General features: G+C 73.0%; 20 protein-coding genes. 6 read left to right on the top strand and 14 right to left on the bottom strand.

The features are described 5' to 3' along the window. Nucleotides 1–90 precede the first annotated feature (90 nt). Nucleotides 91–1,716: a protease pro-enzyme activation domain-containing protein gene (locus ACFY6U_RS36185; protein ID WP_390045140.1), complete on the top strand. Its 1,626-nt coding sequence runs from the start codon at nt 91–93 to the stop codon at nt 1,714–1,716. A gap of 90 nt (nt 1,717–1,806) precedes the next feature. Here the strand turns inward: ACFY6U_RS36185 and ACFY6U_RS36180 are convergent, their stop codons facing one another. Both ACFY6U_RS36180 and ACFY6U_RS36175 read right to left on the bottom strand, forming a co-directional pair. Beyond that, nucleotides 1,807–2,607 (bottom strand): hypothetical protein, encoded by an 801-nt coding sequence (locus ACFY6U_RS36180; RefSeq protein ID WP_390045138.1) that lies wholly within the window; start codon nt 2,605–2,607, stop codon nt 1,807–1,809. A gap of 154 nt (nt 2,608–2,761) precedes the next feature. Continuing rightward, on the bottom strand, nt 2,762–4,648 hold the full coding sequence (locus ACFY6U_RS36175) for a hypothetical protein (protein ID WP_390045136.1): 1,887 nt from the start codon (nt 4,646–4,648) through the stop codon (nt 2,762–2,764). A 670-nt stretch (nt 4,649–5,318) separates the two neighbouring features. Here ACFY6U_RS36175 and ACFY6U_RS36170 point away from each other — a divergent pair. From ACFY6U_RS36170 to ACFY6U_RS36150, 5 genes are all read left to right on the top strand, one after another. After that, nucleotides 5,319–5,726: a hypothetical protein gene (locus ACFY6U_RS36170; protein WP_390045134.1), complete on the top strand. Its 408-nt coding sequence runs from the start codon at nt 5,319–5,321 to the stop codon at nt 5,724–5,726. Beyond that, nucleotides 5,713–8,505, top strand: a complete 2,793-nt coding sequence (locus ACFY6U_RS36165) for a tetratricopeptide repeat protein (RefSeq protein WP_390045132.1) — start codon at nt 5,713–5,715, stop codon at nt 8,503–8,505. The genes ACFY6U_RS36170 and ACFY6U_RS36165 overlap by 14 nt, the downstream gene beginning before the upstream one ends. 258 nt (nt 8,506–8,763) lie before the next feature. Further along, nucleotides 8,764–10,476, top strand: coding sequence for a GH25 family lysozyme (locus ACFY6U_RS36160; RefSeq protein WP_390045130.1), 1,713 nt, complete (start codon nt 8,764–8,766; stop codon nt 10,474–10,476). 24 nt (nt 10,477–10,500) lie between these two features. Then, nucleotides 10,501–10,926, top strand: a complete 426-nt coding sequence (locus tag ACFY6U_RS36155; protein WP_390045128.1) for a hypothetical protein — start codon at nt 10,501–10,503, stop codon at nt 10,924–10,926. A gap of 25 nt (nt 10,927–10,951) precedes the next feature. Next, nucleotides 10,952–11,701, top strand: a complete 750-nt coding sequence (locus ACFY6U_RS36150) for a D-Ala-D-Ala carboxypeptidase family metallohydrolase (protein ID WP_390045126.1) — start codon at nt 10,952–10,954, stop codon at nt 11,699–11,701. A gap of 61 nt (nt 11,702–11,762) precedes the next feature. On the opposite strand, the gene ACFY6U_RS36145 is transcribed toward ACFY6U_RS36150, so the two are convergent. From ACFY6U_RS36145 to ACFY6U_RS36090, 12 genes are all read right to left on the bottom strand, one after another. Next, nucleotides 11,763–12,857, bottom strand: coding sequence for a helix-turn-helix domain-containing protein (locus ACFY6U_RS36145; protein ID WP_390045124.1), 1,095 nt, complete (start codon nt 12,855–12,857; stop codon nt 11,763–11,765). A 160-nt stretch (nt 12,858–13,017) separates the two neighbouring features. Further along, nucleotides 13,018–13,992 carry an alpha/beta hydrolase family protein gene (locus tag ACFY6U_RS36140; protein ID WP_390045122.1) on the bottom strand — a complete coding sequence of 325 codons (975 nt, stop codon included), beginning with the start codon at nt 13,990–13,992 and terminating at the stop codon, nt 13,018–13,020. Nucleotides 13,993–14,111: 119 nt separating this feature from the next. Beyond that, a complete protein-coding gene (locus ACFY6U_RS36135) occupies nt 14,112–16,421 on the bottom strand; it encodes a hypothetical protein (protein ID WP_390045120.1) in 2,310 nt (769 codons plus the stop codon). Nucleotides 16,422–16,668: 247 nt separating this feature from the next. Further along, nucleotides 16,669–17,598, bottom strand: coding sequence for a ScbA/BarX family gamma-butyrolactone biosynthesis protein (locus tag ACFY6U_RS36130; protein ID WP_351499429.1), 930 nt, complete (start codon nt 17,596–17,598; stop codon nt 16,669–16,671). A gap of 554 nt (nt 17,599–18,152) precedes the next feature. Beyond that, a complete protein-coding gene (locus ACFY6U_RS36125; RefSeq protein ID WP_390045118.1) occupies nt 18,153–18,629 on the bottom strand; it encodes a flavin reductase family protein in 477 nt (158 codons plus the stop codon). A gap of 110 nt (nt 18,630–18,739) precedes the next feature. After that, nucleotides 18,740–19,849: an LLM class flavin-dependent oxidoreductase gene (locus tag ACFY6U_RS36120; protein WP_390045116.1), complete on the bottom strand. Its 1,110-nt coding sequence runs from the start codon at nt 19,847–19,849 to the stop codon at nt 18,740–18,742. 141 nt (nt 19,850–19,990) lie between these two features. Next, a complete protein-coding gene (locus ACFY6U_RS36115; RefSeq protein WP_390045114.1) occupies nt 19,991–21,256 on the bottom strand; it encodes an ATP-grasp domain-containing protein in 1,266 nt (421 codons plus the stop codon). Continuing rightward, complete coding sequence (locus ACFY6U_RS36110) at nt 21,253–22,596, bottom strand: PLP-dependent aminotransferase family protein (RefSeq protein ID WP_390045112.1); 1,344 nt, start codon at nt 22,594–22,596, stop codon at nt 21,253–21,255. The genes ACFY6U_RS36115 and ACFY6U_RS36110 overlap by 4 nt, the downstream gene beginning before the upstream one ends. 115 nt (nt 22,597–22,711) lie before the next feature. Continuing rightward, nucleotides 22,712–23,014 carry a YciI family protein gene (locus ACFY6U_RS36105; RefSeq protein WP_390045110.1) on the bottom strand — a complete coding sequence of 101 codons (303 nt, stop codon included), beginning with the start codon at nt 23,012–23,014 and terminating at the stop codon, nt 22,712–22,714. Nucleotides 23,015–23,066: 52 nt separating this feature from the next. After that, nucleotides 23,067–23,822, bottom strand: a complete 756-nt coding sequence (locus tag ACFY6U_RS36100) for an SDR family NAD(P)-dependent oxidoreductase (protein WP_390045108.1) — start codon at nt 23,820–23,822, stop codon at nt 23,067–23,069. A 34-nt stretch (nt 23,823–23,856) separates the two neighbouring features. Further along, nucleotides 23,857–25,152: an MFS transporter gene (locus ACFY6U_RS36095; RefSeq protein WP_390045106.1), complete on the bottom strand. Its 1,296-nt coding sequence runs from the start codon at nt 25,150–25,152 to the stop codon at nt 23,857–23,859. Next, on the bottom strand, nt 25,152–26,834 hold the full coding sequence (locus ACFY6U_RS36090) for an IS701 family transposase (RefSeq protein WP_390045104.1): 1,683 nt from the start codon (nt 26,832–26,834) through the stop codon (nt 25,152–25,154). Before ACFY6U_RS36090 ends, ACFY6U_RS36095 begins: the two co-directional genes overlap by 1 nt. Nucleotides 26,835–26,903 lie beyond the last annotated feature (69 nt).

The following is a 26,903-nucleotide window of genomic DNA, read 5'->3' as shown; positions in this document are numbered from 1 at the left end:
CCCGCTTACGGGGGTGGGACCGGAGTTCCTACGGTGATCCCGTTCCGCTTCCGGAACACTCCCCACCCCCCACCCTCCGGAGGAACTTCGGTGAAGTCACGCCTGAAACTGCTCGGTCTGGTCGCCGCGCCGGCGCTGATCACGGCGGTCGTCCCCGCCGCCTACGCGGCCGACGCCCCGCACACCGCCCGTGCCGCCGTCGCCGGGGACGTCCTGCCCGGCCTGAAGCACGACGCGTCCCGCACCGGCGAGGTCGCCTCGGGCAAGCGCATATCGGTGGCGATCAGCCTGACGCCCCGAGGCGGCAGCGCCCTCGACACCTTCATCGCGAAGGTCAGCGACCCGCACTCGGCCGCCTACGGCCACTACCTGACGAAGGGCCAGTTCGCGGCCCGGTTCGGCCGGACCGACGCCGAGGTCAGGCAGCTCAAGGACTACCTGCGGGCGCAGGGCGTCACCGTCGGCAAGGTGCACTCCGGCAACCTGCTGGTCGACGCCAGCGGCACCGCCGCCCAGCTGCAGAAGGCGTTCGGCACCCGGCTGTCGACCTGGAAGGACGCCGCGACGGGCCGCTCCTTCTACGCCAACGACAGCGCGCCGACGCTCCCGTCCTCCCTCGCCGCCATCGTCAGCGACGTGGCCGGCCTCAACAACCGCGTCCAGCTGCACCACCAGGCGACCCCGCACACCGTCTCCCCGCACAACGGCCCCGGCGGCGGCTACACCCCGGCCCAGCTCAAGGGCGGCTACAACGTCTCCGGCACGTACACCGGCAGCGGCCAGAAGATCGCGCTGCTGGAGTTCGACGGCTTCCAGCAGTCCAACATCACCAAGTACGACACCAACTACAGCCTCGGCTCGCCCACCCCGACCGTGTCCAAGGTCGACGGCGGCTCCGGTGCGCTCGGCGACGGCCAGGTCGAGGTCGAGCTGGACATCGAGGTCCTGCACGCGATCGCCCCGAAGGCGAACGTGACGGTCTTCGAGGGCCCCAACTCGGACGCCGGCGAGGTCGACACGTACCAGGCCATCGTCGACAGCGGCATCCCGACCACCTCGATCAGCTGGGGCGCGGCCGAGTCCGCCCGCACCACCTCCAACATCAACGCGGTGGACGCGGTCTTCAAGGCGGGCGCCGCCGAGGGCCTCGGCTTCTACGCGGCCTCCGGTGACGACGGCTCCGACGACGCGGGCGACGGCGGCACCTCCGTCGACTACCCGGCCAGCGACCCGTACGTCACGGGCGTCGGCGGCACCAAGCTGACCGTCACCTCCGCCAACGCCTTCAGCAAGGAGGTGGCCTGGTCCGGCGGCGGTGGCGGCAAGTCCTCCGTCTTCAAGATCCCGAGCTGGCAGACGACCGTCCAGAAGAGCGCGGGCGGCGGCTACCGCCAGGTCCCGGACGTCTCGGCGCACGCCAACCCGAGCCCCGGGGTCTCCATCTACTCGCAGGGCTCCTGGTCCTCGGTCGGCGGCACCAGCGCCGCGGCCCCCGAGTGGGCGGCGTTCGCGGCCCTCTACAACCAGCAGGCCGCGACGGCCGGCAAGGCCAACCTCGGCTTCGCCAACCCCGCTCTCTACGCGGCGAGCGGCACCGGGTTCCACGACATCACCAGCGGCAGCAACGGCGCCTACTCCGCGGCCACCGGCTGGGACTTCACCACCGGCTGGGGCTCGTACAACGCCTCGACGCTGGCGACGAAGCTCCTCGGCTGACGCCACCCGCCGGACGGCGAACCGCCCCCGCGTGGACCGGGACCACTTCCCGGCCCACGCGGGGGCAGCCGTTCTCCCCTGCCGCCGTTCTCACCTGACGTCGACAAAGTCGCCGGCCGCCGTGGCCGGACCGGTGGTGGCGGTACCGGCGAAGACGAACCGGAAGTACCCGTCGGTCTTGGCCTTGGTGGTGGTCCGCAGGGCTCCGGCGCTGCCGCTGGTGACGGTCTTCAGGGTGGTGTAGGTGCTGCTGCCCTTCTTGCGGAACTGCAGCTTGACGGACTGCCCCTGGTAGCCGGTGTAGCTGCCGCTCTCCCAGTTCGCCCGGCTCAGTTTGCCGGTGACGGTGACGGTTCTGCCCTTCTTCACCGGCTCGGGCGAGGCGTTCACCGTCACCTTGGCCAGCCGCTTGACCCGGGCCGTGCCGGCCTCGTCGATCTCCGTCCAGTCGTCGGTGCGGTCCTTGGCCCCGGCGAGCACCTTCCAGGTACCGGCGAGACCGTTGTGGTCGAGGTCCCGCGCGGCGTCCACGGCGATGCTCACCGCGCAGGTGGAGGTGGTGGGGTCGGTGGCCGACACCGTGCACGTGCCCGTCGGCGGGTACTGCGGCAGCATGCCGTCCTCGTCGTCGGTGTTCGGGCCGTGCCACAGGTAGGCCCAGGAGGCGGCGACACCGTCCGGGTCCGTGGCCGTCCAGGTGATGGTGACGGTCTTCTTGGTGGTGAGGCCGAGGACGATGTCCTTGCCGCCGTTGACGACGACGTGCGAGAACACCGTGTCACTGGGCGCGGCCCGGTCCGCCGCCTGGGCGGCTGCCGGGAGCACCGACGCGGTCAGGGCGGAGAGGCCGGTGGCAAGGGATACGGCGGCGACGGCCGGGCGGATGCGCATGGGATCCCCCTTCGGGATCGACGGCTCGCCGCCTCCGTACGGCGAGTCCTGATGCTGTGTCACGTCTGCTGGACATGTGAGGGACCGCCATGGTTGCCCCGTTGTTCCCACTGTGTTCACAGCGGGCGGCCGGGTGCCACCGCTCTTTCGGGGATCAGGATCTGCGCAGGACGCGGTTGGCCCCCGCCACGACCGTGGACGCGAGGACCCAGCCCACGCTGACCAGGACGACCACCACCCACTGCATGGCGCCGTGGGAGCTGTACGACCGCTCCTGCCCGAAGTCGACCACCGGAAGCAGCAGGTCGAGGGTGTACACGGCCGACTGGAAGTCCGGGGGTGTGCCGTCGCCGTAGGGCAGCGGCGGCCAGGTCGCGAACAGCACGGTGCCGACGGTGAAGAAGACGGCGAGCAGCAGCACCGCGCGCAGCGGCCGGTAGCCGTAGCCGACGGTGAGATCCTGCAGGAGGCTCCAGATCCGGGCGGGCCAGGCCAGGGTGGCCCGCCTGCGGCGCTGTTTGGCGAGCAGGACGAGGCGGGCGTCGGCGTCCCGGCCGTGGCGCCGGTAGTTGGCGGCCAGTTGCTCGTAGGGCTGCGGTGCGAAGCCGGCCGGGTCGCGGTCGAGCCAGGTCAGCCGACGGCGCCCGGGCAGTGCCGGCTTGGTGCTGTCGTAGGCGAGGCCCTCCAGGACCAGCGAGCGGGGCCAGCCGGCCGGGTCGTCGCGGAGCACGCCGACCCGGGTGTGGCTGAGGTCGACGATGCCGTGCGGTGTCTCGCGGGGCTTCAGGGTCAGCTCGGCGGCCGCGGACCGCCGGCAGATCAGGGCGCGCTCCCCCGCCGGGACGTCCAGCAGGGCGTTCTCGAAACAGAGCCTGGCCCGTACGGTGATGCTGCTGAGGGAGATCCGGCCGTGTGCGGTCAGCCCGTCGCAGCAGTTGAACTCCGCCCCCACCTCTATGCCGTTGGCTCGCAGGGCGGCGGCCCCGGCGCGGCCGGTCAGCTCGGCGCCCTCGAAGAGGGCCGAGCCGCCGACCCGGGCGTCGCAGAGGTCCACGGTGCCCTGCGAGACGAAGCCGTCCCGGCAGTCGAGGTCGCCGCCGACGTGCAGCCGGTGGGCCCTGAGCGCGGTGCCGGCCGGATGGTGCAGCCGGGCCCGCCGTAGCACGACGCTGCCCCGCACCGAGGTGTCGCGCATGTCGACGCTCCCCCGCACGGCGAGCCCCGAGCCGGCCTGTATGTCGCCGCCGACCGATGCGCAGAGCAGCTGCAGGGCGGGTTCTGCGCCCTGCGCGTCCGGGCCGGTGAGGGTGGCGTCCTCCAGGTGCAGCGAACCGCCCACCGAGGCGCCGTAGAGGTTGATCCCCCCGTCGCTGGAGAACCCCCGGTCGAGGTAGAGGCCGCCGCCCACGGTCAGTTCGGGAGCCTGGAGGCAGGCCCGGTCGCCCTGGAGCCGGGCACCGCGGAAGCCGAGGGTGTCCTGCACCCGGGAGCTCATGAGCCGGACGGGGCCGGTGCACACCAGGCCGGTCGCCGAGAAGTGTTCCTCGACGGCGAGCGACTGCGCGTCGACGGCCGCGGTGCCGTCGGGCGCGTGCACCGTCGAGCGGTCGAGCAGCAGATGCGTACCGACGGTCAGGGAGCGGAGGTTCAGGGTGCCGTCGAAGGCGCAGCCCACGAACTCGCACTCCTGGCCCACCCGCGCCCCGGCCGCGCTCAGCCCCGGCAGGGCGCAGTCCTTCAGCTGCAGCACACCGAACTGCCCGCCGTCGAAGCAGGGCACGTCGTCGAAGCGGCAGGAGTCGAGACGGATTGCGCCCCGGACGGCCGCCTCTGCCAGATCCAGGGTGCCGGTGATCCGGGCACCGCGGAGCCGGAGCCGGGCCAGCCGCCCGGGCACGGGGCGCGGCGCGGCGACCAGCAGCCACCGCAGGGCCTCGGCCCGCACCACCGGCACGTCCTCGCACCACTCGCCCCGCCGGTACGCCTCCCACAGTCGACGCTCGTGCGCCTCCCAGCCGTCCGGCGGGCCGTCGTCCGACACCCTGTGATCCCCCTCCACACGTCCCCGCACACGGCTGCGAAGCAGGACGTTGCTACCCGAGGGGGAGGGAGATCACGCCTGCGAACCGCTGCGGCGGCAAGGGCCGTTGGGTCCGCGCGGGCCTCACCGCCACCTCGCACCGCCGTGGCCGCCGCGGTCGTCCGCGGGTCCGTGGGGGCTGGTCGCGCAGTTCCCCGCGCCCCTTCCGGGCGCTGCCGTGCCGTGCCCCACAGGGGCGCGGGGAACTGCGCGCCCGGCCACGACGCCGCCGCAGACGACCCCGGCGGCCATCACCCACCACCGCCACCGACCCCACCACCCACCATCCCCCACCTCTCACCGCCACCCACCGTCCCACCACCATCCCGCCACCACCCGCCATCCCCCACCTCTCACCGCCACCCACCATCCCGCCACCACCCACCATCCCCCACCTCTCACCGCCACCCACCCACCGTCCGCACCCGCACCCGCACGCGCCAAGACCACCTGCACCCACCCCGCCAACACCACCCACACCCACACCCACACCCACACCCACACCCACACCCACACCCACCGAGCGATATACCCCAAGAAGACGCCTCTGTCCTCGCTTTCCATGTTCTGCCCCCGATGGGGCGTTCCCCGCTGTACCTCTGGCAGCACGCGTCGAGGCAAGGGGGGACGTATGCAACGCGCAGGGCGTTGGGTTGTTGCGGTGTGCGCGGGGGCCGGGTCGTTCGTGGGCTGTCTGTGGGCGGCGCGAGCCGCGTCGTTCGGGTTTCTGCCCCGCGAGGAGGCCGACCGGTGGGTGGTGGCGACGGCGTTCGCGACTACGGTGGCCACGCTGGTCGGGGCGGCGGCCGGGTGGTGGGCGGGGGCGGGGGCCGAGGAAGCCGGGGCCGTGCGGCAGGAAGCCACGGCGTCGGACGACGCCCGGGTCACGCAGGTCGCGGGGCACCGGCACCCCGGGCCCGGCGTCCCCGCGGAACGCCCCGGAAGGCTGGCCCAGCGCGTCAGGGCGGCGGGCAGGTCCCGGGTCACCCAGGTCGGCGGGGACGACGGCACGGCAGGTCCCGGGCGTGGTGACCGGTAGGCGCAGGGCCGCGCAGGCACAGGCCGCCGCGGCCTCCGGGCACGGTCATGTCATCCAGATCAGCGGCAGCGGAAACCAGGTCTGCGCGTCCGGCGCCGAGCACCGGTCACCGGTGCTGCACCTCCCGGCGGAGCCGACGCGGCTGGCCGGCCGGGAGAAGGAGGCCGAGGCCGTACTGGCGCTGCTCGCCCCCGTGTCCCGCGGCCGGCCCGACGCCGTCGTCTCGTTGCTGTCCGGGCTCCCCGGCATCGGCAAGACCGCCCTGGCCCTCCATGTCGCCCACCGGGCCGTGGCCCGGGGCTGGTTCCCGGGCGGCGCGGTCTTCCTGCACCTGCGGGGCTACGACCCGGCCGGGCCGGTCGGCGCGGACGAGGCGGTCGGCGCGCTGGCACGGGCGCTGTGCGTGGAGGACGCGAGGACACCGGACGAGCAGACGGGTCTCTGCCAGGCCGCGCTGAACCGGCTCGCCGACGAGGACAGGGCGGTCCTGCTCATCGCCGACGACGCGGCCGACGCCGCACAGATCGAGCGGCTCGTCCCCGCCCGCTCCGCGCACCGGCTGCTGGTGACCTCCCGTCACCTGCTCACCAGCCCCGGCTTCCAGCCGCGGCTGATCGGCCTGGACGAACTGACGCCGCAGGGCGCCGCCGACCTGATCGCCGAGGCACTGCGGCACGCCCGGCCCGACGATCCGCGTCCGCGGCGGGAGGCCGACGCGCTGGCCGAGCTCGCCGGACACTGCGGCCACCATCCGCTCGCCCTGCGGATCGCCGCCTGCCTGCTCACCACCGACGCGGGCCGGTCCATCGCCGCCCTCGCCGCCGACCTGGCCGACGCCCGGACCCGCCTCGACGTGCTGAGCTTCGAGGACGGCGGGCACACGACGGCGGTCCAGGCGGCGTTCCACCTCTCGTACCAGCGGCTGCCACCGCCCCACCGCCAACTGTTCCGGCAACTCGCCCTCAGCCCCGGTCCGGACATCGGCACGGACGCCGCGGCGGCACTCGCGGGACGGTCCCGGGGCCGGACCCGGGACTCCCTGGCCGCGCTCGCCCGCGCCGGGCTGCTGGCGGAGCAGCCGGTGCTCTCGGGACGCTGGCGGATGCACGACCTGCTCCGTGTCTACGCGGCCGCGCTGGTCGAGAAGGACAGCGCCAAGTGGCGGGACGCCGCCTTCACCCGGCTGCTGACGCACTGCGGGAAGCTCGCGCGCGCGGCCGACGCGCATCGGCACACCCACGACGACGGGCCCCTGCCGGGTGACTTCCCGGACCGCGCGCACGCCGTGCAGTGGCTGGAGGCGGAACGGGCGAACCTGGTGGCCCTCGTCACCCGGGCCGCGGCCACCGGACACCCGCATGCGGTGCTGGACCTGGAGGAGCACATACGTCTGTTCCTGCTGGAACGGCGCAGGTACGCCGGCGAGGCGGTGACGGCCGCGCAGCACGCCGTCGACAGCGCACGCACGATCGGTCACACCTGCTGTGAGGCAACCGCCCTGGAGCACCTCAGCCAGGCCCTCGGCGACTGCGGACGGCTGCCCGAGGCGGTGGAGGCCGCCACCAGGAGCCTGGACATCGCACGGGCCCGCGCCGACCGGAAGCGCCAGATCACGGCGCTGCGGGTGCTCGGCACCTCGCTCCGCCGCGCCGAGCGGTTCGAGGAGGCCGTCAAGGCCCATACCGAGAGCCTGGCCCTCTGCGAGGAACTCGGCGACCGGGACCTGATCGGCCGGGCGCTCGTGGGCCTTGCCGACACGCTGCGCGACCGCCAGGAGCACGAGGAGGCCGCCGGCCTGCTCACCGAGGCCGTACGGCACTTCACCGAGACCGGTGACTGGCATGCCGAGGGCCTCAACCTCCTGGGGCTCGGGGACACGTTGCTCGCGTTGAAGAGGTCGGACGACGCCGTCGCCTGCTACCGCCGCGCCCTCGCGGTCTACCAGGAGCGCGGCGACGAACACCACCAGGCCATCGCCATGCAGCACCTGTGGAGGGTGAGCGACATGGACCCGGAGGAGGCGGTGGACAACTACGAGAAGGTCGTCGCCATCTGCCACAAGGTCTGCGACCGCCCGCTGGAGGCCCTGGCCCTGAGAGCCCTGGCCGACAGGCTCCAGCGGCTCGGCCGGTACGACGAGGCCGTCACGGCCCACCGCAGGGCGGCGGCCATCCACGAGGAGCGCGACGAGGAGACCCAGTTGACCGGCGTGCTCCGCGACCTCGGCAGCGCCCTGTGCGCGGCCGGCCGGTTCACCGAGGCCGCCGAGGTGCACGAACGGGAGATCGCGCTGTTCCAGGCCTGTGGTGACCTGCACAAGGAGGCCGAGGCACTGGAACGCCTCGCGACGACGCTGCGCAGCGGGCGCCGGCGGGCGCGGGCCCTGGAAGCCTCCGCCGCGGCGATCGGCCGCTACCGCGAACTGGACGACACCTGGTGCGAGCGGAGGGCACTGGGCGACCTGGGCCTGCCCGCCCGGGACGCGCCACGGGCCGAGCGGACCATGGCCGCGTACCACTGGGTGCTGTCCGGTCTGCCGGAGAACGACACGCGCGGCCGGGCGAGCGTCATCCTGTTGGCGGTCGCCACCGCGCAACGGCAGGCGTGGCGCGTCACCGACATGTTCTGGTCGTTGACGAGCGTGATCGGGATCGTGCGGCGGGACGACCAGGAAGCGGAGCAGCTCAACGACGCTCTCTTCCACCTGGCGAAGACCACCCTCCGCCCGGGCCCGGTCCGCACCGCCCTGCGGAACCGGTACCGCCGTCCGACCGCCTGAGCCGCGCCCCACTCATCCCCCGGCCCGGGTCGTCTCCGCCCGTCGTCCACGCAGTTGCGCGATGTACCCACTCCCTCCGCAGCCCGTCACATCCCGCCGTGTCCCATGCCCGTCCCAGCGGCACTCCGTCCCCGCAGGTCACCGGCGCGCGACCGTCCCGGCGTCCCGATCCGGGGCGAGGGGGCCGGAGTTCGGGACGGGCGCTGCCAGCATGTCCCCCGCCGGGAGCTCCCGGCCACTCACAGAGGGGGAACACAGATGGGACGGAGGACGCTACTGCGGGGTCTGACCCTCGCCGTGGCAGCGGTCCTGCCCCTGTACGGACCCACGGCGGTGCACGCGGCGCAGTCCGCGGCGACCACCACCGCCACCGCGGTCGCGGTCTGCGGGCACACGAGCGAACAGCCCACGCTGCAGCGGGGATCGACGGGGGACCCGACGGTCGAGGCGCAGTGCGAACTCGATCTCGCGACGAAGCCGAGCCGGTACACGCCGATCGCGGCGGACGGTTCGTTCGGTCCGGCGACGGAGACGCGGGTCAAGGAGTTCCAGGCGTGTGCCGGGCTGAGCGTGGACGGTGTGCTCGGGCCGCAGACCTGGGCCGCACTGAACACCTGGGCCGCACAGCCGCGCACCTGCGCGACCCAGGGCACGTCGGCCACGGCGCAGGCGACCGTGTGCGGTCACACCGACACGCGCCCGACCCTGCGCGAGGGCGCGAACGGCGTCGAGGTCAAGGAACTGCAGTGCCGGCTGAACCTGGCCATGGAGCCCTTCCACTACCCGCCGCTGACGATCGACGGCGACTTCGGGGGCGGCACCGAGGGCCGGGTCGTCGAGCTCCAGCACTGTGCGGGCCTCAGCGCCGACGGCGTCGTGGGCCCCAACACCTGGGCGAAGCTGGTGGACTGGTCGAGCCGTCATGCGTACTGCACACCGCCGCGCCCGGCCGGCTACCCGGTCGACGGTCTGGACACGGCCAAGTACCAGCACCCGGGCGGTGCGCCGATCGACTGGAAGGCCGTACGGGCCTCGGGCGTCGAGTTCGCGACGGTCAAGGCCACCCGCGGCCTGAACGTCACCGACGAGTACCTCGCCACCGACCTGCCGGCGGCCAGGGCCGCGGGACTCGCCGTCGCGCCCTACCACTTCTACACGGGCAGCGCGCCCGACACGGGCGGCGCGCAGGCCGACCGGTTCATCGCCGCGGTGCGGGCGACCGGCTACACCGGGCAGCGCGCGGGCGACCTGCCGCCGGTGTTCGACCTGGAGCGCATGGACGACGGCACCGGACGCTGTCCCACCTACGGCACGGTGGCGGACGCCAAGGCCTGGCTCGACAAGGTGGAGGCGGCCTTCGGACGTACTCCGATCATCTACACCCAGAAGTCCTTCCTGGACGACTGCCTGGGGTCGACGACCGCCTTCGCCCGGTATCCGATGCAACTCGCGGACTACCGCCAGTCGATCACCCAGCCGCCGCTGCCGAACGGCTCGACGACCTGGGGGTTGTGGCAGTACACCGACGCCGCGCTGTTCCCGGGCATCAAGGCCCCGGCGACCGCGGACGTGTTCAACGGCACCCAGGCCGACCTGGACCGGCTGGCCAACCGCACCACCGGCCTCACCACGGGCCTCACCACCGGCCTCACCACCGCGGCGTCGGTGGCCCCGGCCGCGACGACCTGCTACGGCGGGGCGGTCACGGTGCGCTACGGGGACGTCGTCGACTTCGGGCCCTACTGGACCACCAGCCGCTGCAACGACATCAACATGCGCGTCACCGGCGGCACCGCGGACTACGTGAACGCCTGCGTGAAGTTCGCGAAGACCGGTACCTGCAACCGCTGGACCAAGGTCGGCCGGAGCTGGACGACCATCGCCACCGACGTGCTGGACGGCACCAAGTTCACGGTGCCCAACGGCGTGCCCCTGGAGGGCGACGACGCCGTCATGCAGATCGCCTTCTGACCCGCCGGCCGTACGGAGACCACCATGATCCGCAACAGAACGCTCGCCTCGGCCCTGTGCACCGCGGCCGCCCTGCTGGGCGTGGGCGCCGTGCCCGCCTCGGCACAGACGTCGGCCGCCTCGGCCGCCGCCACCAGCTGCTACGGCGGCGCGAAGACCCTGACGTACCACTACCAAGCGGCCGCCAGGGAGTACGGCACCTACACCACGTCCTCGCGGTGCAACGACATCAACCTGCGCCTCATCACGGACGAGCCCGGCGTGTACCTGGACGCTTGCGTGGTGTTCGTCGACCACACCAGCAAGTGCAACAACGGTGACGCCTACACCACGCACGGTACCGAGTGGGGAACCGTCGCCACCGACGTCAAGGACGGCACCCACTTCGTCCTGCGCGTGCACGCCTACGACATCGACGCCCAGAACGTGACGTTCCAGATCGCCTACTGACCTCTTCGCATTCGAAAGGACGACCATGACCTCCTCCTCCCGTCCCCTGGACCGCCGCACCATGCTGCGCGGCACACTGGCCGCCGGCGCCGGCATCGCCTTCGGCCAGCTGCTGTTCTCGGGCACCGCTCAGGCCTATTCCTGGTCACGCACCCTGACCCAGGGCGCCACCGGCGCCGACGTGACCGAACTGCAGATCCGGATAGCGGGCTGGGCGGCGGACAGCGCCGGCCACAGCCGGGTGAGCATCGACGGGGACTTCGGCTCCGGTACCGCGGCGGCCGTACGCCGGTTCCAGGCGGCGTACGGTCTCAGCGTCGACGCCGAGGTCGGCCCCAACACCCAGGCGAAGCTCAACTCCCTGGAGCAGTCGGACGGCTCCACGCTCCACTTCAACTGGAGCGAGTTCGTGAACCAGTCGGACGGCACTTTCAACGGCGGCAAGCTGAGCGCCTCCCAGGTGAAGGAGAACGTCCGGCGCTGCATGTACAAGCTGGAGGCGCTGCGCAAGAAGCTCGGCGACAAGCCGATCACGGTCAACTCCGGCTTCCGCAGCATCGCGCACAACGCCGAGATCGGCGGGGCCAGCGACAGCATGCACCTGTACGGCACGGCGGCCGACCTCGACGTGCCCGGGGTGGCCACCAAGACCGTCTACCAGAAGGCGGAGACCTGCGGGTTCTCCGGGCTGGAGACGTACACCGTCGACCACCAGCACGTCGACAGCAGGGCCGACCTCGGCCGTGACTGGTGGTGGGAGGACGGCACGGTCTGACGCCGCTTCCGGAGGAGCGGAGCTCCGGGTACCGCCGCTTCGGTACCCGGAGCTCCGGGCTTCAGCCCGTCGGTGTGCTCTTGGGTGTGCTGTCGGGTGTGCTCTTCAGCGCCGCCTCGCAGGAGGGCCAGTCGTGGAAGTCGTGCCGGACGCTCCACAGCCGGTGGGCGGCCCTGATGTTCCAGTCCGGGTCGAACGCCCGCAGCGGGGTGCCGTCGAGGTCCTGCAGCCGGGCGTCGGAGATCTGGAAGACGCCCCAGTTGCGGCTGCCGTTGGTGTTCGGCAGTACGTACAGCGGGTCGAGGAACGACGCGCAGCGGGCGACGGCCACGGCGGTGCCGGGATCCTCGACGAACACCTCGCGGATCCGCTTCGCCACCCTGGCCGGCGGCCAGGTGGTCATGCTCACCTGGTGCGCGTAGAGAGCCTTCTTGGTGGCGTCGTCGACCACGTTGGTGGCCGGCAGCCCGGCCAGGACCTGGAACGCAGTCACTCTGCGCAGGGTCTCCGGCCCGAAGTCGCCGTCGACGGCGAGCTTGCCCTTCGCCCGCGTGAGCAGGGTCTGGACCTCGCGCACACAGGCGTCGTGCTGCCCCATGCTCACGGTCTTGCATGCCGGGGAGTCCAGCAGCCTGTCACCGGACGCCGGCGCGGCACCGTCAGGAGTGCTGCCGGGCAGCCACACGAAGCCGGCCACCAGCACCACCGCGACCACGGCGGCCAGCACCGCGACACGCGGGGACAGCTTCTCGGGCACCCGGAACCGCCGCGGCCGCCCGGTCTCCGACGCGGTGACCTCGGCCTCCGACGCGGTGACCTCGGTCTCCGGCGGGGGAAGGTCGCCGGGTACGGCGCCCGCCTGCACGCTCTCCGGCTCGCTCGCCTCGGCCGCGGCGGCCGGCGCGTCCCGGTCGGTGTCCGCCAGGGCCCACAGCCTGTGGAGTTCGCGGAGTTCCTCCGGGCCGGCGCCGCACACCTTGGCAAAGGCGTGCACCACGCGGTAGTCCACCGGGACGCTGAGGCCGGAGCAGTACCGATGCAGGCTGGAACCGCTGACGCCCGCCTCCTTGCCGAGGCGGTCGTATCCCCGGCCGCTGCGGTCCTTCAGCATCCGAAGACGGGCGGCGAACTTCTCGGTATGCGGAGAGGCAACCACGCGTCGTCCCCCGTTGCTCAAGCCTCTACTGACGGGTAGAAGCTACACCGCGGAAATGGAGCGCGTACGTTCTTCCGTTGCCCTGATGCGACCGACAATGACCTTTTCAGTCAAGGAATTTGACAAGCCGTCAAACAAACCCGCCGCTCCCCCGCACGGCCTACTTGCACTCGACCCCTCCGGCCGGAGCGGTTCCGGTCGTCCACGTCTCGCACGCCGCCTGCCAGGCGTAGGGGTCGGACTGGAGCTGGGTGCGCAGGTACGCCGAGGTGAGGTGGGCGAGGGCGGCGACGCGCTCGGGGTTCTCGTCGGTGGTTTCGTCGGCGTCGTATCCCGATATGCCGCCGAGCAGGTGCTCGGCGCCGAAGAGGGTGAGCAGGGTCTTGGGGGCGGGGGCGAGGTGGTAGGGGTCGGCATGCCAGCCGGGGCCGATGTCGGTGAAGTGCGGGGACCCGTCCTTGTCACCGGCGACGACCAGGGTGGGCGCGGTCATCGTGGAGAAGTCGGTGGCGCGGAAGAACGGCACCTTCTCGGCCATCCACCCGTTGAGGACGTCGCCGCCCCTGCCGGGTGCGGCCAGCAGCACGCCCGCCTTGATCCGGGGCTCGCGCAGGTCCGCTTCCGCCCCGGTGTCGGGGTCGGTGGTCCGGGCACCCAGCAGGAGGCTCGCGGTGTGGCCGCCGAGGGAGTGTCCGGCGACCGCGATCCGGTCGTGGTCGAGGCGCCCGGCGAGCTGCGGCACGGTCTTCTCGATCTCGTCGAGCCGGTCGAGGATGCGGCTCATGTCCTCGGCGCGCGAGCGCCAGAAGAACGGGGCTCCGGGGGCGTCGGCGAGTTGCCGGGCCAGGGTCCGGGAGCTGAGGTGGGTGGGCTGGACGACGGCGAATCCGGCGGCCGCCCAGAGGTTGGCGAGGGGGGCGTACCCGTTCAGCGAGGAGAGGTTGTTGGAGCCGCCGTGCCCGTGGGAGAGCAGGACGACGGGCAGGCCGGCCCCGGTCGCGGGCACGGAGACACGGACCTGGAGGTCCACGGGCCGTCCGGGCACGGACAGGGTCACCGGGCTGTACGACAGGACGGGAGCGGGCGCGCCGAAGCCGGCGGTGGTGTCGGTGGCGATGTCGGTGGATGCACTCATGATGAGCGGTTCCCTTCTGCGTCCGGTCACAGGCAGGCGAAACGGAACGCTGTCCCGATTACTATCCGGAACAGCGTCCCGTTTTGTCAAGCGACACCGGACGAGCCGCGTCGGCGGGGCTACTTCACGGTGCCCGGCCGGACGGTGAAGTAGGTCCACCCGCTCTGCGCACCGCCGGTCTGCGCGCCCCCGGCCGGCGGCGCGTAGAGACCGTGGACGCGGTACCGGTCGTTGCTCGTGAAGAGCTTCAGCGCGCGGCTGTAGCCGTACCAGCCGTCGGAGTACAGGCCCACGCACTTCTGCGAGGCGGCCTGGTGCCAGGCGCCCGAGGAGTAGTGCTCGACGTACACCGACGCGCAGCCTCCGGACTGCCGGGGGGTGACCTGGAGCTCGAAGCCCATGGTGACTTCGGACTTGTAGAAGACCTGGTAGGCGGTGGATCCGATGCGGGTGGTCCCGAGCGCGTTCTGCAGCTTCGTCCGGACCGTCGGGGTGAGGGTCGCGCCGGTGGTCACCGTGCGCGGTGCGTAGCGGTAGTCGCCCGCGAAGGCCGCGGTGAAGACGGTGTTGCGGGTGATCTTGTAGGACGCGACGAGGTTCCCGTGCGCGTCGGCCCCGCCGCTCTTGAGGACCGTCCGCGGCTTCCCCGCGGGCTGGGCGTACAGCGTCAGGCTGCGGGAGTTGTACGTGGTCCCCAGGTGCGCGGTGACCTTGACGGTCGCGCCGGAGCGGTACGACTTCGCGTCGGTCGCCACGGTCAGGGCCGGGGTGGCCCGGGACACCTGGACCGTGCGCGCCGCGGTGACCGGGAGGTAGGAGGAGCCGCCGTCGTAGCTGAAGGAGTAGGTGTTCGTGCCGCCGGTCTGCGGGGTGTCGTGGAGGGCGAAGGTGCCGTCGGCGGCGACGGGCACGGTGCCCAGCGAGTAGCCCGAGGGGTGGGCCGGGTCGGTCCTGACGACGTGCACGGCACCGGTGTCCACGTGTGCGTGCGGCCAGCCGAGCCGCCCGGTGACGGTCAGCGGCGCGGCCCGGCCCGCGGTGTCCGGCCCGGTCAGCGTCATGGTGGGCGCGTACTTGGCGACGGGGACGTCGAAGGTCCGGGTGGCCGGGCCGTAGTGGCCGCCGCCGGAGTAGTCGACCCGGAAGCCCAGGGTGCCGGTGCGGGGAGCGGTGCCGGAGACCTGGTAGGTACCGAAGAAGTCGACCGGGGGGCGGGCCGGGGTGGCCGTCGGGTCCGGGACGGGCACTCCGTCCGGATCGGCGTCGTCGTAGCGCGTGACGCGGACGGTGCCGGGGAGCACGGACTCGCCGGCGCCGAGGGCGAGGGGCGAATCGGGCGACACCGCGAACGAGTAGGTCTCGCCGGGGGCGAGCGGGGTGGTCGGGCCTCCGTAGAGCATGACCGGCGCGGTTTCCGGGTCGCGGGAGATGTGGAGCGTCGGCGTTCCCCCGGAGCCGTCGACGGCCACGCCGTAGACCCGGCTCTCGTCCGGCGCCCAGGCGACACCGTGCGCGGCGGAGTTCAGCTCGCGGGCGTAGTAGTACTCGGTGTACCGGCCCTCGCCGGTTTCCGGGAACGTGGTGAGTGCGCGGTCGCCACCGGCCATGGTCCCGTCCGGGGCCACGGCGACGGCCCTGCCGTACACCGCGGTGGCGAACTGCCCGTCCACCGCCAGGTCCGAGGTGCGGTACCGGTTGGCGACGCCGCCGTGGAACGACGGGATCGCCAGATGCTGCCCGTCCGCCGTGACCGCGAGGTCGCTCAGGTCGGGCACGGGCAGCGACTTCGCCGCCCGGCGGGTCAGCGCGCCGCCCTCGGCCGCGTACGTGACGACGGCGGAGGTGTCGCCCGTCTGCACGGCGGCCGCGAGGGCGCCGGAGGGCACCGGGGTCGTCGCCAGCGTCGGCGCCGCCGCCCAACCTCCCGGATCCCGCCCGAGGTGCACCGCCCCGGCCACGTCGACGGAACCGATGCCGCCGGCACCCGCGGCGCCGTACCCGAACCAGAGAGTGCCCCCGGCGACGGCCAGCGAGTCCGGGCGGGTACCGGCGCCCGTGCCGTAGCGGGCCGACTCGGTCAGGTCCGCCGTACTGATCGCCGCGATGGCGTCCTCGCCCGGGAGAGCCGCGTACAGCACGGATCCGTCGGCGGACAGGGCGAGCCCGGTCGCCCCCGGCTCACCGCTGATCGTCGTCGGGTCGCCGCCGTCGAGATCGGTGACGAGGATGCCGTCGGTACCGGCGCCGCCGCTGATGTACAGGTGCCCGTGCGGGGCGTCCACGACCAGGTGCGCGAAGTGCGCGATCGGCAGCGCCACGTCCGACGCTGCGTACGAGTCCCCCGCACCGGGACCGACGACGGTCACGGCGGTCGCCCCGAGGACCAGCGTCCCGGCGACGGAGACGGCGACGGACGGCAAGAACCGCACGGATTTCATGAAAGGCCCCCCACACAACCCTCACGATCGATGGGGCGCAACGTAACACGGGGCCGTCGCGAGTTCAGCGCCGGGCCGACGTCGCGGACACCGAGCGGGCGCACGACGGCAAAGACCCGTCGGGCGCCTCTTCAGGAGACCCGACGGGCCGTGAGCGGTACCGGACCGGTGGCCGCCGACGGCGAAGGCGGTCACCCACCCGGCCGCGCCCCGCCGCCGGTAGCGCCCGGGCCCGTGCTCAGTCGCACAGGCTCGCCACCACCAGGCTGTCGAAGGCCAGGCGGCCGGACTGCCAGGCGGTGACCCGGACGGCGGCGTCCTCGCTCGCGTCCTGGGCGGGCAGCCGGGTCGCGGAGATACGGCAGGGAGCGGACAGGGACAGGGGGAAGTGGAAGGCGCTGCGCAGTTCCACCGGGAGGACACGGTACGGGGCGCAGGCCGCCTGGACGGCCTGGCGGGCCGCCTCCAGGAGGACCATCCCGGGGATTTCGTCGGTGGGATGGTCGAAGAGGACCGGGTGACCGGGGTCGATCCGCAGGTCCCAGGCCAGCCCCCGGCGGGCACCGGCGGAGCCGGGGACGCCGAGGACGACGTCGCGTTCGTCGAGCCGCCCCACGATCGCCGGCGGAACGGGGTCGGGCAGGGGCGGGTACCCGCCGCCCTCCCCTGCGGCGGGGTCGCGGGGCGCCTTCGTGTGCAGGGTCAGCCGCCCGGCGCCAGCGAAGTCGCCGCCGCGCAGCAGGTCGGCCTCCAGGGTGAGCGCGCTCGGGGTGCCGTGGTGATGCCGCAGGTCCATGACCGCGACGTCGAGGCGCACCTCGGCGGGGCGGGTGCCGAGCAGGATGACACCCGGCACCACCTCGAACTCCAGTTCTGCGATGGTGAAGCCGTGGTCCGCCGGGACTCCGTAGTACGTCTGCCCGACCAGGACGGACGCCTGCCGCAGCGACTCCGCGGCGAGCAGGGGGTCGTACCAGGCACCGGCGATGGGCACGTAGAAGTGGTGCCCGCGCGGCCACTGCGCGCCCAGCCGGAAGGCGTCGGGGCCCAGCCGCCGCCAGTCCGTGATCAGCACCTCGGCCACCGCGCTGCGGTCGACGAGATGGCGTGGGGCGGTCCGCACGAAGTGAAGGTCGGCCTCGTCCAGGGCATCCGGCGGCAGAGGCACGGTAAGTGTGGGATCGGTGAAGGACACGCAGGTTGCCTTTCTCGTGGGCGTCGACGCGGGGGCACGGACCGGAAGCGGTGCGGATGCCCTGCCGGGCGGACCGGACCGGGCCGGGTCGGGCCGAGGACTCCGGTGGCCTCGGCCCGGTGGACGGGAGGAGTCGGGCGGTGACGGGCGGCCGTCGGCCGGGTCCCGCACCGACCCGGATCGCCGGACACCGCCAGATCCCTGGACCGCCGGCCCGGGACCGGAACCACACCGGGCCGCGGGGCCGGGCACGAAGCCGGGCTCCGAGCCGGCTCGGAGGCCGGCACCGGCCGCCGGACCACGGGGCCGCGGCGGAACCGAACCGGGCCGTCCCAGCCGGAACCGGAACCCGGACGGAGACCAGGACCTGAGCCGGGCCCCGGGCCGGTCGCCGGGTCGCCGCGCCAGGAGCCGGACCGGGCCGCGGGCCGCGGGCCGAGGCCCGGACCCGGCCGGGCGGCCGGACACGTACCCCGCGTCGGAGAACCGAGGCGAATCGACCCGAATCGCGTCGGTGTTCGTCCGGCTCAGGCCACTGCCAGGGCCGTGAAGCGGCCGGCGTGGAACACCAGGGGGTCCGCCTGTTCGCTCAGGGACCCCTCCAGAGCCTCGGCGATGACCAGTTCGTGGTCGCCCGCCGGATGGACCGCGGTGATACGGCAGTCCAGCCAGGCGAGGCCGTCGGCCGGGATGGGGTGCCCGGCACGGGTCGTCGACCAGTCGCCGGCGGCGAAGCGGTCGGCGCCCTTCGTGCTGAACAGGCGGCACAGTTCCGCGTGCCGGTCGCCGAGGATCGTCACCGCGAAGGAACCGGTGTCGCGGATGGCCGGCCAGGTGGAGGAGGTGTCCGCGGCGCACAGGGCGACCAGCGGCGGGGTCAGCGAGACGGAGGTGAAGGAGTTCACGGCCATGCCCTTGGGGCCCTCGGTCGTGTCTGCGGTGACCAGTACCACCCCCGTGGTGAACCGGCCGAGTATGTCGCGGAACGAGCGTTGCTCCAGCATGAGTTCTTTCCGATCGGGTGGATGCCCGGCCGGGCCGGCGAGACGGCCCGGCCGGACGCGACGTGAGTGACGTGAGGGGCGCGCCTGCCTCGTCGGGCCCGTCGGCCCGGCTACTTCCCGCGGCTGGCGATCGCGAAGTCCACCGCCTCCTGCGGGCGCACCGCCGAACCGGTGATGCGCGGCGCGACGTGCCGGGCCAGCAGCTGCATGCTGCGGTTGGTCTTCTCCCAGGACGTCCAGTCGGCGACGTAGACGAGCAGCGTGCCGAAGCCGCCGGTGATCTCGTGCAGCCGCTCGATGCCGGCGACCACGTCGTCCACCGAGCCGACGAGCGCGCCGCCCGCCTCGACCCGGGCCTCCAGTGCCTTCTCGCGCGGCACGTCGGGGCTGAGGACGTCACGCCCGGCCGCCTTGCCGAAGTACTCGAACAGCCAGCGGTCGTACCCCTCACGGACGTCCGCGTACGCCTCCTCGCGGGTCTCGGCCACGTGCACCGGCAGCGCGATGCGCCACTTGTCGCGGTCCAGGGTCTGCCCGTGCTCGGCGGCGGCCTCCTCCGCGTACTTCCACTGGTGGGCGAGGTTGATGTGGGCGGGCGCGCCCGGCGTGAGCAGCGCGAAGGGGAGCGCGAACGACGTCATGCTCAGCCCGTACCGGCCGATCAGGCGCGGGCTGGACTGCGAGGTCCCGGAGGTGGCGACGGCGACCTCGATGCCCTGCGGACTGAACCGGGGCAGCTGGAGCTTGGCGTCGCGCAGGTCGAACCAGTCGGTCTGCTGGGTGATCCGCTCGTCGCCGTTGACGAGTTCCAGGACCGTCGGCAGGGCCTCCTCCAGGCGGCGGCGCTGCACCGGCTGCTCCAGGCCGAACATCTTCGCGTCGAAGGGCACGCCCGGGCCGACGCCCAGGATGTAACGGCCGCGCGTGAGGTGGTCGAGGTGGACGGCGCGGCTCGCCACGTGGAAGGGGTGGTGGCCGGAGAGCGGTACGACACCGTGGGCCAGCTTGATCTGGGTGGTGCGCTGCGAGGCGGCGGCTATCAGCGTCTCGGGCGCCCCGACCAGCCCCCAGCCCAGGGTGTGGTGCTCACCGAACCACGCCTCGTCGAAGTTGAGGTCGTCGACGTACTCGACGAGGTCCAGGTTGCGGCGGATCGCCAGGTGCGGGTCCTGGCCGGTCTCGTGGACGGGGGACAGGAAGAGACCGATACGGCTGTGCATGACAGAAGCCTCCGGGAAGTGACGGGAAGTGAGTCGTGCGCGCGAGAAGTGCGCGCGGGATGTGCGCGGGAGAGGTGCGCGGGATGTGCGCGCGGGATGTGCGCGGGAGAGGTGCGAGGAACAGAGGGAGCAGGGCGACGGTCAGGCGACGCGGTACACCGCGTCCTTCAGCGAGCGGACCTTCTCGTAGTCGGCCGCCAGGGTCGCCTCGTCCGGTGCGGTGAGGAACACCCGCAGGGAGCTGGTCAGCAGGTCGACCGTGGGCTTGATGCGGGCGCCGGGGCCGAACTTGACGGCCGCGAAGAACACGCTCTCCAGGGACCGGATCTCCGCGACGGCCGTCTCGTCGACGGACTCCACGACACCGTCCAGCTCGGTCGGGGTGTTGTAGACGACGGCGGGCTGCAGCCGGGCGTACGTCCGGCCGGCGCGCTCGGCGCGGAACTCGTCGGGCCGGGTGTACGCCTGCGCGGTGAGCGCGGCCTGGTTGTGGCCGAGGCACAGGTCGTGGAAGGGGGCGTTGATGTTGCCGTTGAGCCGGGTGCCGATCTCGACCAGGACGGGGCCCTCGTCGGTGACGATGACCTCGGCGTGGGCGGGTCCCCAGGCGACGCCGAGCGCGGCGAGGACCTCGTCGACGTACCCGGTGAGCGCCGCGACCACCGGGTTGTCGTCCGGGTCGGCGAGGAGGTCGCGGTTGTAGATGTTCTTCCCGGACGGCAGCAGCGTCTTCTCGTACTCCCAGACGCCGCAGACGTACCGCTCGCCGCCGCAGCTGACCGTGTCGACGATGTACTCGGTGCCCTTGAGATAGGACTGCACGAGGATCTCGGTGTTGGCGAGGCCGAACATGTTCGGCGCGTCGAGCACGGTCCGGGCCGCGGCGCGCACCGCGTCGGGGCCGTCGCAGACGACGACACCGTCGGAGGCCGCCGAGCTGAGCGGCTTGACGACGACCGGGTAACTGCCGTGTTCCTCGGCCCAGTTCACCGCCGCGTCCGGGTCGTCGGTCTTGAACTGCCGCGCGCAGCGCACCCCGGCCCGGCGCAGCGTCTCGATCATCTCGTACTTGTCACGGCGGGCCGGTGACAGCGCCGAGCCGTTGGAGGGGACACCGACCGCCTCGCTCAGCCGGTCGGCGAGCGGCACCGACGACTCCTGCCCGGCGATCACGCACACGGGGTGCAGGGCGCGCAACCGCTCGGCAAGGGCGGACTCGTCGCCGTGGCCGGCGATGTTCTCCGTGTACGCGGTGAGGTCCGGCGGCGCCATCGTCGGGATCAGCGCCGGGGTGGACTGGACGTGGACGACGTCCGTGCCGTACGCGGCGAAGGCGGCGGGGTAGAAGTTGCCGGCGGAGTAGCCGTCGACGACGACGGCGACGGGGCGGGTGGGTGTCCTGTTCATGAGACGGCCTCCGGGGTGGACGTGGACTCGTCCTCGATGAAGCGGGCCAGGCGGGCGATGCCCTCGCGGATCGCGGCGGGGGTGAGGTTGCTGAAGCCGAGGCGCAGGGCGCGTTCGCCGCCGCCTTCGAGGTGGAACATGCTCATCGGCGCCCAGCTGACGGCGTAGTCGCGCGCCGACCGTTCCATGGCGGCCAGGTCGGCCTCGAAGGGCACCTCGACGACCAGGAAGAATCCGCCGCGCGGCCGGTTCCAGCGCACGCCGTGCTCGGCGTACCGCTCGGGCGGGAAGTGCTCGGCGAGGGCGTCGAGGGTGGCGGCGAGCCGCTTCTGGTAGACGGCGGCCAGATCGCGGGTGGCGGCGCGCAGGTCGTGGCCGGCGTCGACGAGGATGCCGCCGATCGCCGCCTGGGAGAGCGACGACGAGCCCACTGTGAACATCGCCTTGGCCTTGGAGAGTTCCTGGGCGAGGGTGCGCCGGACGCCGTCCTCGCCGACCACCTCGCGGTCGCCGACCAGATAGCCGAGCCGGGCGCCGGGGAAGGCGGACTTGGCGAAGGAACCGAGGTAGACGACGTCCCCCCGGGTGTCCAGCGACTTCAGCGTGGGCAGCCGCTCCTCGGCGCTCGCGAACAACCCGTAGGGGTTGTCCTCCAGGATGGTGAACCCCTCCTCGGCGGCCAGCGCGAGCAGCCGCCGCCGCGCCTCCAGAGGTACGACCGTGCCGGACGGGTTGGAGAAGTCGGGGACCAGGTAGAGCGCGGCGGGCCGCTTGCCCTCGGCGCGCACGGCGCGCACCGCGGCGGCCACGGCCTCCGGTTCGAGCCCGTTGGGCCCCTCGGTGACGCCCTTGACCGGGATGTCCAGCATGCGGGCGGCGCCGCGGATGCCGACGTACGCCGGGGACACGGACAGCAGCACGTCGTCGGGCGACCGGAACAGCCCCCGCAGGGCGACCAGCGCCGCCTCCTGGAAGCCGTGCGTGATCATGACGGCCTCGGGCGAGACAACGATGTCCTCGTCCTTGGCGAGCATCCGCGCGACTTCTTCCTGGATGAACCCGTTGACGGGTCCGTACTGGAAGTGCAGCCGGGTGATGCGCTGTTCGGGCACCCCCTTCTCCCGCAGGTGCGCGATGTAGCGGTCGACGTAGTAGGAGAGCCTCGCGAGGTCGTGGGTACCGTCGTGGGGCGCCCCCGACGAGAACGACAACGCTTCGGGGAACCTCATTGCCGTCTCGCTGAGCAGGCGCATCGAGTCCATGTCGGGGTCGACGATGCCGGCGTGCAGCGCTTCACGGCGCAGAGGTGTGGCGGCTTGCGGCACTGGCGTCAGAAGCACGTCAGTCGGTCCTTTCGGGGAAGGTCGCTTAGCGAACGCGGGGGTCTGGGAGCGCAGCCCCCGGGGAGGGCGGGAACGGGTGGGGTCGGCGGGGGGGGGCGGAAGGCCGTCGGGCTCAGGCCGCCGTCCGGGACTGCCCCGCGACCCAGGACCCCTTGCCGGGGGCCCACTGCCGGATGCGGATGCGGCGGACGATGCCGCCCGTGACGTAGGGCTCGGCGTCCAGGATCCGCTGCAGCGCGTCCCGGTCCTCGGCCTCGTAGACCAGCAGACCGCCGTTGGTGTCCTGGAGCGGCCCGCCGAGCAGCAGTACGCCGCTGTCGGTGAGGGCCCGCAGGTAGTCGGTGTGGGCGGGGTGCAGGTGCTCGCGGCCCGCACGGTCGACGTTGTACTCGAACTCGACGACGAACTGCGCCATGGAAACCTCCGTTGTCACGATGTGGGGGCGGGGGTGGAGACGGGGGCGGGGCTCACATGTAGAGGCCGCCGTTGATGTCGATGACGGACCCGGTCGAGTAGCCGGCGCTCTCCGAGCAGAGGTGGAGCACGCTGCCGACGGCCTCGGCGACGGTGCCGTAGCGGCCCATCGGCAGCTTGGCCAGGACGGCCGCCCGCTGCGCGGGGTCGCGCCGCTCGAACGCCCCCGCGACCCGCTCGGTGGCGACGGGACCGTGGGCGACGACGTTGACGACGACCCCGGTCGGGGCGAGTTCGTACGCCATCTGCTTGGTCATGCCGATGACGGCGGCCTTGGCCCCGACGTACGCGGCGTTGTTGAAGTGGCTGTACGTACGGCCGCCCGCCGAGGCGAAGTTGACGATGCGGCCGTAGCCGTCGGCGGCCATGCGCGGGGCGCACACCTTGACCGCTATCCAGCTGCTGACCACGTTCTCCAGGAACGACTGGTCGAAGTGGTCGGTGGTGAGGTCGGCGTAGCCGATGACCCGGGTGTCGCCGCCGACGCCGTTGACGAGGATCGACGGGGCGAACCGGTCGACGATGTCGGTCAGTTGGCGTTCCGCCGCCGGGATGTCGGTGATGTCACCGACGACGGCCTCGACCTTCGTGATCTGCCCCAGCTCCGTCGCGAGCCGGCCCACGGCCTCCGCGTCCCGGTCGAACAGGACGAGCGTGTGACCCTCTTCGGCGAGCTTGCGCGAGACCTCCGTGAGGATGCCGCCGGCGGCTCCGACGAGGAGTGCGGTGCGGGGGGTGGGTGCGGACATGTGGGATCACCTTGTCTCTGTGGTCGGGATTTCTTCAGCGGAGGTCGCTCGTCGGGACGGCCTCCGACGGGACGGCGCCCGACGGGACGGCGTCGGATTCGGTCTCGGACTCGGTCTCGGACTCGGACTCGGACTCGGGGGCGGTCCCGGCCGCGAAGCCGGTCAGCCTCGGCAGCAGTGCGAAGCCGAGCGCCACGGCCAGGCCCAGGCCGAGGACGGACAGCCACAGCGGTCCGTAGCCGTGGGCGTGGGCGAAGGCGAGTCCGGCGGGGCTGCCGACGACGAACGCGGCGTTCCAGGCGAAGAAGTACGAGCCCTGGTAGGTACTGGTGCGTCCGGCGGGAGCCCGGTCGGCGATGAAGGTCGCGGACATGGGGGCCCACAGCACCTCGCCGAGGGTCCAGAGGACGGTGGCGAGGGTGAAGGTCACCATGCCGTCGGCGAGGACGTTGGCCCCGAAGCCGAGCGCCATGAACCCGGCGGCCAGGACCAGCGGCACGTGGGCGCGCAGCCGGCCGACCAGGCGGGGCACGAGCGGCAGCAGCAGGACCGACAGTACGGCGTTGACGGCGAACACGAACCCGATGTCCCCGGTGGTCAGCCCGCTGTCCCGCATGTCCAGCGGCAGCGCGGAGTTGACCTGGAGGTAGATGCAGGCCAGCAGGAAGGTCAGCAGGAGGAAGGCGACCAGGACGGGGGTGCGGAAGGGTTCGGCGATGCCGCGCGCGGCCGACTTCAGGGCGGCCGCGGCCCCGGCGGGCCGGTCGGCGTCCCGCGCGGGCCGCGGGTCGGCGGGCACCGCGAAGACCAGGGCCGCGTAGACGAGGCTGGAGACCGCCCAGACCACGAACAGGGCGCCGGGGCTGACCTCGAGGAGGAACCCGGAGACGACCGGGCTCAGCGACATCCCGATGTTGAAGCCGACCAGGAAGAGGCTGTACGCCTTCGAGAACTGCTCCTGGGGGACGATCGCGGAGATCAGCCCGGCCCCGGCCGGCCGGTCCACCGCCGACAGGAACCCGGTGATCAGCGACAGCGCGCACAACGCGGCGACATGGTCGGCGACACCGAACAGCAGGGCCATCACGGCGGTCACCGGCTGGGCGGCGACGATGGTCCGGCGCGGCCCGATCAGATCGGCGACCGCCCCTCCCACCAGGCCGGACAGCACGACACCGGCGCCGAAGAGCCCGACGACGAGCGGGGTGGTGCCGGGGGCGACGCGGCCGTCCTGCTCCAGGTAGAGGACGAGGAAGGCGGGGGCGAGCGTACCGAGCCGGCTGGCGGTCTGCCCGCACCAGAGCAGCCAGAACGCTTTGGGAAGGGTCATCAGGAGCATCCAGTCGTGTCGGAGAGGTGGGGGGCGATGCCACGGGGAGTTCGGGCGTTCTCGTCGTGCCCTCGGCGCGTCGCGGACGAGTCCATGTGCCCTCCTTCAGGACCCCGGGGCGGCGGCGCACCTGGCGCGGTGCCTGTGCTGCCTCGGCCCACGAGCACAGCCTGCTGAGGGGACGGTGGCCTGTCGCCCGCTGTGCCGTTGACCGGAACAGGTGACCGACGCGGGGAGAGAGGGGAGAGCGGGGCGGTCGGGACCGCGGAAGGCCGCGGCGGGTGTGCGGCAGCCCGTGCGGGGGCTTCCCCACCCCGGCCCGGACCCCCGGCGCTCCGGGCCGGTGCCGTACCGCTGCGCGCTCCGCGCGGCGGCCGGCCGGCCCTCGGTGCGTGTGCGGCGGGGACCGGGGGGCCCGGCGGCGCGGTGGCGGAGCCGAGGGTGCCATAGGCGAAGGCGGCGGAGACCAGCGTCATGTGGTGGTGCCAGCCGGGGTAGGAACGCCCCTCGAAGGCACGCAGCCCGAAGTCCTCGGCCAGCCGCTCCACCGTGTCGACGGCCTCCGTGTGCAGCCGGGCCAGCGCCAGCACCTCTTGCGCCGGCCGGTCCACGAGATCGGTGAGCCAGACCCGCACGCCGTCACCGGGGCCCCCGGTCCCCTCCGTCCGGCGTTCGCAGACCAGCCGGAGGGCGACGGGGAGGCCGGGGAGGCGGACCACCCCCGTCGCCACGGCCGCCGGCTCCGGGGCGGGGGCCCGGTCCGGCTCGGTCCCCGCCGGGGGGCCGAGTTGCGGCCGGGCGCGGCGGGCCTCGAGCAGGCTCCGCGCGATGACGGCACCGGCCCGCGCCCCGGCGGGTCCCGCCGTGCCCGAGTCGGCCCGGCCGTACGCCCCGGGCGGGACGCGCCCGGCCCCGCCTCCCGCCGGCCGGTCCGGCACCACGACGAGGTCCCCGGGCACCGCCACCACGAACCTCCGCCGCCGCGCGGCCAGTCCGCTCACCAGCGCACCGCCGTCCGCGAAGCCGACCAGGTCGGCGACGACCGGCAGCCCGTGCGGGTCCGGCAGGCCCCGGCCGACCTCGTCGACCAGGTCCAGGGCCTGTGCCTCGGCGGAGTCCTGGGGGCCGCCGGCGGTCTCGGGCACCCGGGCCCGGCCGCGGACCTCCGGGTCCTCGGACCAGGCGCCGGGCAGCAGCAGGCGCCAGTCGACGGGGACCGTCGCGTCGTCCGCGGCGAGAAAGGCACTGACGCCCAGCTGGCAGTTGACAGTACGTCCGTCCCGCGGGACGAAGCGGCGGTGCACCCCGCAGGAGCTGTTGCCGCGCTTGGGCAGCACCACCGGGCCGAGGACCAGGGCGCGGGGCCGGGACCGCCGTACGACCCAGTCGGCGAGCCGGGCGCGGACCGGCGCCCAGTCCCACGGACTGGCGTTGACGAACTGGTGCAGGGCCTGGGCGGCCGTGGCCGGGTCGGGCAGGGCGGCCGCGAGCCGCCGTACCGTCTTGCGACCCGGCGTCACCAGCAGGCCACGGGTGTAGACATGGGCCCATCTGCGCTGGTCGGAGCGGGGCAGCCGGTCGAAGATCTCCGCGACGAAGGCGTCGAGGGCGGTGCGGTGCGCGACGGAGCCGGCCACCGTCCGGGCCGGGCCGGGAGCCACCGCGGAAAGCGTCCTCGCCATGACGCGCCTCCTTCCTCTCGGCTGTGCGCGGTTGGACGGGCCTCACCGGTCCGAGGCCCGCCCTAAAAA

The organism is Streptomyces sp. NPDC013157, from assembly GCF_042899865.1.
Taxonomy (GTDB): Bacteria; Actinomycetota; Actinomycetes; order Streptomycetales; family Streptomycetaceae; genus Streptomyces.
This window is presented reverse-complemented; position numbering and strand designations above follow the sequence as displayed.